The 10,166-nt window shown below is 68.8% G+C and carries 6 protein-coding genes; 5 read left to right on the top strand and 1 reads right to left on the bottom strand.

Annotated features, from left to right (window positions below):
* Nucleotides 1-409 precede the first annotated feature (409 nt).
* On the top strand, nucleotides 410-3,679 hold the full coding sequence (locus ABZ896_RS50145) for a GH92 family glycosyl hydrolase (RefSeq protein ID WP_360945331.1): 3,270 nt from the start codon (nucleotides 410-412) through the stop codon (nucleotides 3,677-3,679).
* Here the strand turns inward: ABZ896_RS50145 and ABZ896_RS50140 are convergent.
* Nucleotides 3,660-4,688, bottom strand: a complete 1,029-nt coding sequence (locus ABZ896_RS50140; protein WP_360945329.1) for an acetylxylan esterase — start codon at nucleotides 4,686-4,688, stop codon at nucleotides 3,660-3,662. The genes ABZ896_RS50145 and ABZ896_RS50140 overlap by 20 nt on opposite strands.
* Nucleotides 4,689-4,892: 204 nt before the next feature.
* Between ABZ896_RS50140 and ABZ896_RS50135 the strand changes: the two genes are divergently transcribed.
* The 4 genes from ABZ896_RS50135 to ABZ896_RS50120 are packed head-to-tail and all read left to right on the top strand — an operon-like array spanning nucleotide 4,893 to nucleotide 9,931.
* Nucleotides 4,893-5,873, top strand: coding sequence for an ABC transporter permease subunit (locus tag ABZ896_RS50135; RefSeq protein WP_360945327.1), 981 nt, complete (start codon nucleotides 4,893-4,895; stop codon nucleotides 5,871-5,873).
* Nucleotides 5,867-6,739, top strand: coding sequence for a carbohydrate ABC transporter permease (locus ABZ896_RS50130; RefSeq protein ID WP_360945325.1), 873 nt, complete (start codon nucleotides 5,867-5,869; stop codon nucleotides 6,737-6,739). Before ABZ896_RS50135 ends, ABZ896_RS50130 begins: the two co-directional genes overlap by 7 nt.
* Before the next feature lie 37 nt (nucleotides 6,740-6,776).
* Nucleotides 6,777-8,432: an extracellular solute-binding protein gene (locus ABZ896_RS50125; protein ID WP_360945323.1), complete on the top strand. Its 1,656-nt coding sequence runs from the start codon at nucleotides 6,777-6,779 to the stop codon at nucleotides 8,430-8,432.
* Nucleotides 8,429-9,931, top strand: coding sequence for a xylan 1,4-beta-xylosidase (locus ABZ896_RS50120; RefSeq protein WP_360945320.1), 1,503 nt, complete (start codon nucleotides 8,429-8,431; stop codon nucleotides 9,929-9,931). Before ABZ896_RS50125 ends, ABZ896_RS50120 begins: the two co-directional genes overlap by 4 nt.
* The last annotated feature ends 235 nt before the right edge of the window (nucleotides 9,932-10,166 follow it).

Genomic DNA, 10,166 nt, shown 5'->3' with positions numbered 1-10,166 from the left:
GCGGTGCTTTCCGGTGCAGGTGAGCGGGGCTGGGTGCGTCTGGCTGCAAGGCGGAGGAGGGAGTCGACGCGGAGCGTCGGCGAGTGACGACAACGCCGCAGACGGGCGTGCCCAGCCCCGCGACGCCGGACTGATCCGCCGGACAGCCCCTAAGGGGGGTGGGGTGCCGACTCGGATGGTGCGTGGCTTGTGACGACCCGATGCACGACAACGTTGTCTAATGGTCTGTGCGTGACTCTACCCCGTCAACGGACAACGATGTCAATTCAGTTGGGTGAATCGGCCGCCCAAGGCCCGCGCGTTCCTCCGGTCCCCGCCCTCTTCCGTGGTACGCGTGGCACACGCTACTGTCCCTGCGGCTTGTGCGACCTGTGGTGCGCGACCCGTCCGAAGGAGGAGGGGCCGCATCATGCGATTCCGTCCGACGTCCCTGCTGCTGGCCGCGGTGCTCGCGGTCACCGGCGCCACCCCGGCGCTCGCGGCATCCGCCGCGCCCCCCGATCTCGTCAACGACCCCACCGCGTACGTCGACCCGCTCATCGGCACGAAGAACGGCGGCAACGTCTTCCCGGGCGCCGTCACGCCGTTCGGCATGTTTTCCTTCAGCCCGGAGAACACCCGCGGCGACGCGACCAGAACCGCGGCCCCGGGCGGCTACCAGTACGACGCCACCCGCATCCGCGGCTTCAGCCTGACCCACATGTCCGGCACCGGCTGCGCGGGCGGCAGCGGGGACATCCCGCTCTTCCCGTACGCCGGTGAGGTGACCTCATCCCCGGCGAGCGACACCAAGGACGCGGTGTACGCGGCCGACTTCGGCCACGCGGACGAGACCGCCGAGCCCGGCCACTACAAGGTCGGCCTCGCCTCCGGCGTCACCGCCGACCTGACGGCCACCGCCCGCACCGGCTCGGCCCGCTTCACCTACCCGGCCGACAAGCCCGCCTCGCTGCTGATCCGCACCGCCAACTCCGAGGTGGGCTCCACCGATTCGACGGTCGAGATCGACCCCGCGACGCGTACGGTCTCCGGCTCGGTGACGTCCGGCGACTTCTGCGGCTACCTCGACCCCGAGGGCCAACGCGCCTATTACACCGTGTACTTCACGGCCCGCTTCGACCGCCCCTTCAAGTCCACCGGCACCTGGCAGGACGACAGGCTCACCCCCGGCTCCGTGAAGGCGAGCGGCGGCACCGGCGGCTTCTCCACCGGCGGACGGCCCGTCGCGGGCAAGGGGGCGGGCGGTTACGTCGAGTTCGAGCCCGGCACCGGACCGGTCGGCGTCAAGATCGGGATCTCGTACGTCAGTCAGGCGGGCGCGGAGGCGAACCTCGCCGCCGAGAACCCGACCGGGCGCTCCTTCGACTCGGTGCGCAGGGCTGCTGGAAGGGCTTGGCGTGAGCGGCTCGACGCGATCCGGGTCGGCGGCGGCACCGACGACGAGCGCACCACCTTCTACACCGCGCTCTACCACGCCCTCCTGCACCCCAACGTCATCAGCGACGCCGACCGCAGATACCGGGGCAGCGACGGCAAGGTGCACAAGGTGGGCCGCGGTCACTCGGCCCAGTACGGCACCTTCTCCGGCTGGGACGTCTACCGCGGCCAGGTCCAGCTGCTGACCCTGCTGGACCCGGACACCGGCTCCGACATAGCGCAGTCCCTGTACACGCTCGCCGGACAGAACGGCGGGATCTGGGACCGCTGGCTGCACGGCGCGAGCGGCACCCACGTCATGAACGGCGACCCCTCACCGATCGCCCTGGCCGGCATCCACGCCTTCGGCGGCACGGACTTCGACCTGCGCGGCGCACTGGACTCGCTCGTCAAGGCGGCCACCGTGCCCACCGAGCAGGACCTCTCGGCCGCCGGCAAGCCCGTCCTCTCGGTCGGCCAACGGCCCTCCCTGGAAAAGTACTTGAAGCTGCACTACATGCCGTCCGTCTCCAACGCCTGGGGCGGCGCCGCCGAGACCCTGGAGATGTCCGGCGCCGACTTCGCGCTCTCCCAACTGGCGCGGGCGGCGGGGGAGAAGAGCACCGCCGACACTTTCGCGACCCGATCCCAGTGGTGGCAGAACAACTTCAACATCGCGGCCGACCCCTCCGGCGGCTACATCGCCAACCGCAAGGCGGACGGCAGTTGGGTCACCGGCTTCACCCCGGCCACCGGCAACGGCTTCGTCGAGGGCACGGCCGCCCAGTACACCTGGATGGTCCAGCACAACCCGGCGGGCCTGTTCGCCGCGATGGGCGGCAAGAGCGAGGCGCTCAAGCGTCTCGACACCTTCTTCCACGACGCCGACGGGAAGTGGGCGTTCACCGGCAGCGGCGGTGACAAGTCCGAGCTGGACAACGAGCCGTCGATCAACGTCCCCTACCTGTACGACTACGCGGGCGCCCCGTACAAGGCGCAGGAGACCGTCCGCGCGGCGATGGGGCAGCTCTGGTCCACGCAGCCGGGTGGCATCCCCGGCAACGACGACCTCGGCATGATGTCGGCCTGGTATGTCTTCTCCGCGCTCGGCATGTACCCCCAGGTGCCGTCGCGCGCCGAACTCGCCCTGGCCTCCCCGCTGTTCCCGAGGGTCGAGATCGACCGCCCGAACGGCAACGACATCTCCATCCGCGCCAAGGGAGCGGCCTTCGACGCCCCGTACATCCAGTCCCTGAAGGTCAACGGCCGCAGCAGCGGCAGCTCCTGGCTTCCCGCCTCCTTCGTGCGGGACGGCGGCCGCCTCGACTACACGCTCTCCGGCATCCCGAACCGCGACTGGGGCACCGCCTCCGCCCCGCCCTCCTTCCGGCAGGGCGAGCAGCCGTACCAGATCGGCGTCGGCCCGACCACGGCCACGCTCGCACCGGGGGAGAGCACCCAAGTCGCCATCCGCGCCCTGTCGTTGAGCGGTGACGGCACCGGCCCCGAGGTGCGCTTCCGGGTCGAGACCCCCGAGGGCGTCACCGCGACACCCGCCGAGGGCACGGTCTCCGACGGCTCCCAGGAGATCACCCTGACCGCCGCGAAGGGCGTCACCCAGGGCTTCTACGACGCCACGGTCGCCGTCACCTCCGACGGCACGGCGTACGAGCAGCCGGTGGCCCTGACGGTCGCCGCGCCCGGCACCCTGCTCGCCGCGTACAACAACGCCGGCGCCTCGGACGACACCGGCGACCACGACGAGGCCGACTACGACGGCGGCGGCTGGAGCTACTCCCGCCAGGCACTGGCCGCGGCGGGCCTCGCCCCGGGCGCCCAGGGCACGGTGAACGGGCTGACCTTCACCTGGCCGAACTCGCCGATCGGGCGGCCCGACAACGCCTCGGGGAACGGACAGGCCGTCCAACTGAGCAGCCCCGCAAGCCGGTTGTCGTTCGTCGGCAGCGCGGTCAACGGCAACCAGCAGACCCAGGCCACCGTCACCTACACCGACGGCAGCACCGGCACGGTCGAACTCGCCTTCACCGACTGGACCGTGGGCGGGGGCGGCGGCACCGTCCAGTACGGCAACGAGGTCGTCGCGAGGACGCCGTACCGCAATGTGGCGGGCGCCGACCGAGACCCGGTGGCGACCTATGTCTTCGCCACGAAGCCGTTCACCGCACCGGAAGGCAAGAGCATCGCGAGCGTGAAGCTGCCGGACAACAGCGACCTGCACGTGTTCACGCTGGCGGTCGGCTGACCGGCAACACCTCGGCCAGCCAGTCGAGTTGGCGGCGCACCTGCACCGCGTCGCCGCCCTCGTGGCCGTTGTAGGGATAGGCGTGGATCTCCCTCGGGATCTCCTTCAAGGTCTCCTTGAGGGGGTCCGCGCCGCTCAGTTCGCCGTAGCGGTTGAAGGCCGCGTACGCCCCGCTCGGCGGGCAGACGGTGTCGCGCAGGCCCACCCCGAAGTGGGCCGGGGCCTGCGCGCGCCGCGCGAAGGAGACGCCCTCCATGAAGGAGAGGGTGCGGTAGGCGGCCTCTTCCGCGCCCCGGTGCACCGAGAGATACGCGCTGATCTCGCCGTACGGGCTCGCGTCGGTCAAGTCCAGGGCGCGCCGGATGCCGCACAGGAACGGCGCCGTGACCAGGACGGCCGCCAGATCAGGCACCAACCCCGCGACGGCCAGGGCGAGTCCGCCACCCTGACTGTTGCCGACAGCCGCGACGCGACCCCCGTCGACACCCGGTAGCGTCCGCACCGCCGTCACCGCACGCACCGCGTCCGTGATCAGCCGCCGGTAGTGGTAGTCACGCGGATCGAGCAGCCCGCGTGCGGCGGGGCCCGGTCCGCCCGGTGCCGAGGTGTGCGGATCGGGGGTCGCGCCGCCGTTGCCGTACTGGTCGCCCTGGCCGCGGTTGTCCATCAGTAGATGCGCGTATCCGGCGTTCACCCAGGTCAGCCGCTCGTGCGGGAGCCCGCGGCCACGGCCGTAACCGGCGAACTCGACGACGGCGGGCAGCGGTTCGGGCACCCCGGCCGGTCTGCTGAACCAGGCCCGCACCGGGTCGCCGGCGAAGCCCGCGACGGTCACGTCCCAGGTGTCGATCAGCCGTAGGCCGTTCTCCACCGGGCGTACCGACACCAACACCTCTGCCTGCGCGGCCTCTTTGAGGGTGCCGTGCCAGAACTCGTCGAAATCCGGGGGCTCTTCGACGTCGGGGCGGTAGTCCTCCAGCTCGCCGATCGGCAGGTCGAACGCAGGCACGGGACACCTCGCATGAGTCGGTCCAGGTAGTGAAACTTGCGGAGTTCTACCCCGTCCACGCGCGTTGCAACGTCTCACCCACGCCTCGGACATCTCCTGCGTGACCCATTGACAGCGCTTTCTGAGTGGCTCTAAGTTGCCGCGAAGTTACCGGTAAGAGCTCGAAAGTTTCGGCCACTTCTCCGCCCCTCAGGAGGACCGAGCATGAGCACGACCACCACCACGTCGGCCTCTCCGCCCGGCACCCAGGACCCGCCGAAACCCGTGCCTCGCCCAGCCCCGCGCAGCGGCTGGCGCAGATCTCTGCGCCGCGACTGGCAGTTGTACTCGCTGGCCGTCCTGCCCCTGCTGTTCTTCCTGGTCTTCCGCTATCTGCCGATGCTCGGCAATGTGATCGCCTTCCGGCGCTTCGAGCCCGGTGGCTCGATGTTCGGCGAGGAGTGGGTGGGCCTGCGCTATGTGCGCATGTTCCTCAGCGACCCCACCTTCTGGCAGGTGTTCCGCAACACCCTGTGGCTCGGCGGGCTCACCCTCGTCTACTGCTTCCCGATCCCGATCGTGCTCGCCCTGCTCCTGAACGAGGTGCGCCGACGCTCGCTGAAACGGTTCGTCCAGTCGGTGTCGTACCTCCCGCACTTCCTGTCGATCGTGATCGTCGCCGGCATCACCTTGCAGATGCTCGCCACGGACGGCCCGGTCAACCACGCCCTCGGCTGGCTCGGCCACGATCCGGTCCGCTTCATCCAGGAACCGGGCTGGTTCCGCACGATCTACGTCGGCTCCGAGATCTGGCAGACCGCCGGCTGGGGCACGATCCTCTACCTCGCCGCGCTCACCACCATCGACGAGGACCTGTACGAGGCCGCGCGCATCGACGGCGCCAACCGCTGGCAGCAGATCTGGCACGTCACCCTGCCCGGCATCCGGCCCACCATGATCACGCTGCTGATCCTGAACATCGGCACGTTCATGGCCGTCGGCTTCGAGAAGGTCCTGCTGCTCTACAACCCGCTGACCTACCCGACCGCCGATGTGATCTCGACCTATGTGTACCGGGCCGGCGTCGAGTCCAGCAGCTTCAGCTATGCGGCCGCCATCGGCCTCTTCGAGGCGGTCATCGGGCTGGTCCTGATCACCTCCGCCAACACGCTCTCGCGCCGCACAGTGGGGACCAGCCTGTGGTGAAGACGAGCCGCTCCTACCGGGTCTTCCAGGGCGTCAACGGGGTGATCCTCACCCTGGTCGTGGTCGTCACCCTGTACCCCTTTGCCAACATCGTCGCCCGCTCCTTCAGCGGGGAGCGGCAGATCCGCGCAGGTGAAGTGACCCTGTGGCCCAAGGGGTTCAACCTCACCACGTACAAAATCGTGTTCCACGACTCGATGTTCTGGCGGAACTACGGCAACACCGTGTTCTACACGGTCGTTTCCACCGCTGTCGCCATGGTTCTGACGACCTGTTACGCCTACGTCCTGTCGAAGAAGCAGCTGCGGGGGCGGGGGGTGCTGGTCGGTATCGCCGTGTTCACGATGTTCTTCACCGGCGGGCTGATCCCCAACTACGTCCTGGTCACCAGCCTAGGCCTGAAGAACAGCGTGTGGGCCATCGCCCTGCCGAACGCGATCAGCGTCTTCAACCTGCTGGTGATGAAGGCCTTCTTCGAGTCCCTGCCGTCCGAGCTGGAGGAGGCCGCCCAGATCGACGGTCTGAGCACCTACGGCATCCTCCTCAGGGTCGTGCTGCCGCTGTCCAAGGCGGTCGTCGCGACGATGGTGCTCTTCTACTCCGTGGCCTTCTGGAACTCCTGGTTCAGCGCCTTCCTCTACATGGACAGTTCGGACCTGATGCCGGTCACCGTCTATCTGCGCAATCTGATCGCGGGCGCCACCGGGGGCGGCAACGCGGGCGCCACCACCGCGGAACTCAGCCAGGTCGGCGCGAGCATCCAGGCGGTCACCATCGTGCTCACCGCGCTGCCGATCATCTGCGTGTACCCGTTCGTCCAGCGCTACTTCGTCTCGGGCGTGATGCTCGGCGCGGTCAAGGGCTGACAGCCCGTCAATTCACTTACGGAACAAGGGAGTATCCGTGAAGAACACCGGTCAGCTGTCACGACGCCAGATCCTCGCCGCCGCGGGCTTCATCGGCCTCGCCACCCTCACCGGCTGCGGCAGCGGCGACGACGGCGGCGACTCGAAGGACCTGTCGAAGAAGCAGAACGGCGCGATGAAGGAGTACCGGGCGGGCCAGCAGTTCAAGGCCACCAAGGCGCTGTCGTTCTCGATGCTCCACAACGACAACCCGGTCTACCCCCTCAAGACCGACTGGCTGTTCTGGAAGGAGCTCACCAAGCGCACCGGGATCACCGTCAAGCCGCTCGACGTGCCCCTCGCCGACTACGAGAAGAAGCGAGGCGTCCTCATCGGCGCGGGCGACGCCCCCTTCCTGATCCCCAAGACGTACCACCCCGCCGAGGTCGCCTTCGTGTCGTCCGGCGCGATCCTCCCGGTCAGCGAGTACGTGCACCTGATGCCCAACTTCCAGGACAAGGTGCGCCGTTGGAAACTGGAGCCCGAACTGGACTCCATCCGCCAGTCCGACGGCAAGTACTACCTGCTGCCCGGCCTGCACGAGAGGCCCAAGTCCGGCTACTCGCTGTCCTTCCGCACGGACGTCCTCACCAAGCTCGGTCTGACCCTGCCGAAGACCTGGGACGAGACCTACGACGTCCTCAAGGCGCTCAAGGCCGAGTACCCCGACAAATACCCCTGGACCGACCGCTGGAGCACCAACACCCCCTTCCCGTGCGGAGCGTTGTTCAGCTACCTCGGCCAGGCGTACGGCGTGAAGGCGGGCTGGACGTACGACAACATCAGCTTCGACACCGACACACGGAAGTTCGTCTTCACCGCCGCCCAGGACAAGTACCGCGCGATGGTGGAGTACTTGAGAAGGATCGTCGCCGAGAAGCTCCTCGACCCGGAGAGCTTCACCCAGCAGGACGACCAGGCCGTGCAGAAGCTGCTCGCCGAGAAGTCGTACGTGATCAGCGCCAACCCGCAGGAGCTGGTCCAGAACTACCGCTACAACCTGGGCAAGCAGGTCAAGGGCGCCACCATCGAGATGGTCCCGGTGCCGCTCGGCCCGGCCGGACCGATCGTGCTGAGCGGTATCCGGCTGGAGAACGGCGTCATGGTCTCCAGCAAGGCGCTCAAGAGCGAGAACTTCGTCGCGATGATGCAGTTCGTCGACTGGCTCTGGTACTCCGACGAGGGTCAGACGTTCTGCAAGTGGGGCGTCAAGGGCGTCACTTACACGGAGTCCGGGGACACCTTCAAGCTGGAGCCGGGCATCTCCCTGATGGGCTCCGACCCGGACGCCCCGAAGGACCTCCAGAAGGACTTCGGCTTCTTCAACGGTGTCTTCACCTACGGCGGCAGCTGGAAGCTGGTCTCCTCCTCGTTCAGCCCGGACGAGCAGAAGTTCCAGGAGGTCATGTCCCAGCGCAAGGAACTCCCGGTCGACCCGGCCCACCCGCTCCAGTCCTTCGAGCAGGAGCAGGCCACGCTCTGGGACACCCCGCTCAAGGACTACGCCATCCAGAACACCCTCAAGTTCGTCCTCGGCAAGCGCCCGATCTCCGAATGGGACGCCTTCGTCACCGAGTTGAAGTCGAAGAACATGCAGCAGCTCGTCGACCTCCACAACAAGGCGTACGAGCGCTTCAAGAAGGAGAACGGGTGAGCCCCGACGAGCCGGTCGGCACCCTTTCCGACGCCTGGCGCCACTGCGTCGGCACCGGCCGCGTCGAACTCGCCCTGCGCCGCGACTACCAGGACTCGCTCGCCCTGCCCCAGCGCGAGATCGGCTTCCGGTACATCCGGGGACACGGCCTGTTCAGCGACGGCATGGGCGTCCACCGCCCCTACGAGTGGCAGGGCGCCCGGCACGTCCGGCACTCCTTCACCTACGTCGACCAGGTCATTGACGCCTACCTGGAGCTGGGCATCCGGCCCTTCCTCGAACTCGGCTTCATGCCGGACGAGTTGGCGTCCGGGCGGCAGACGATCTTCTGGTGGCGGGGGAACGTCACCCCGCCCCGCTCGCACACCGAGTGGGCGGCACTGGTCCGAGCGACCCTGAAGCACCTCGTCGACCGCTACGGCCTCGAAGAGGTGCGCACCTGGCCGATCGAGGTGTGGAACGAGCCCAACCTGCCCGACTTCTGGGAGAACGCGGACGAAACAGCCTATCACCGGCTCTACGAGGTGACGGCGGGTGCGGTGAAGGACGTGGACGCCTCGCTCCAGGTCGGCGGCCCCGCGATCTCGCCCGGCGCGGACGAATGGCTCGACCGGTTCGCCGAGTTCGCCTCACGTCGAGATGTCCCCGTCGACTTCGTGTCCAAGCACGCGTACACCTCGGGGCCGGCCCAGCATGTGCCGTTCGGTGTGCACCAGACGCTGGGCCCCGCGCAGGGGTTGCTGGAGCAGTTCGCGACACCCCGCGAGCGGCTGAAGGGCACGCGGCTGGGCGAACTCCCGCTCCACATCACGGAGTTCAACTCCTCCTACCGCCCGGACAACCCGATCCACGACACGGCCTTCCACGCGGCCTACCTGGCGCCGGTGCTGGCCCGGGGCGGCGACCACGTCGACTCCTTCTCGTACTGGACCTTCAGCGACATGTTCGAGGAGGCCGGGCCGCCGACGGCTCTCTTCCACGGCGGCTTCGGGCTGCTGACCCATCGTCAGGTGAGGAAGCCGACGTACCACCTGTACGCCTTCATGGCCCGCATGGGCTCCGAGCTGCTGGCCCGCGGCGACGACCACCTGGCCACCCGGCACCCCGACGGCCGGGTGACGGTGCTCGCGTGGGCGCCGGTCGACGCGAGCGGGGAGACACCGGGGCCGGAACGACACCGGGTGCGGCTGTCGGTGCCGATGCGTACTGCCGGGGAGGCGTTCGTACGGCGCTCGACCGTCGACGAGGAGTACGGCAATGCCCGTACGGCCTGGCAACGGATGGGCAGCCCCCGCTCGCCTCGCCGTGAGCAGCTCGACATCCTCCACGAGGCTGCGGAACCCGCCCGCTACCACCTCCGCCTCCCGACCTCGGACGGCCGAACAGACCTGGACCTGACCCTCACCCGGCACGAGATCACCCTCGTGGAGGTCAGCCCGGTCCAGGAGGAGACACCGGAGTGGTGGGACGAGGGCCGGCTGTTGGGGAGGGGAGCGTGATGACGGCCGCTGGGACGACCGGTCGTGACAGGGCCTCGGCCGACGCGGAGGGCCGGTCGCAGGCTGGGACCGTACGGAGCGGCGGAACCGAGTCCTGCACCGACGGGGTTGGCGCCCGTACCCGGGCGGTATCCCGCGCTGGCGCTGGCGCTGGCGCTGGCGCTGGCGCTGGCGCTGGGGCCCGGCCCGCGCCTCGCGCTGAGACCGCGCCTGCACGCGGGGGCGCGACCGCACC

It is taken from the genome of Streptomyces sp. NPDC047072 (assembly GCF_040643855.1).
Classification (GTDB): domain Bacteria; phylum Actinomycetota; class Actinomycetes; order Streptomycetales; family Streptomycetaceae; genus Streptomyces.
The sequence above is the reverse complement of the archived record's forward strand: the minus strand, read 5'-3'. Positions and strand labels throughout refer to the sequence as shown.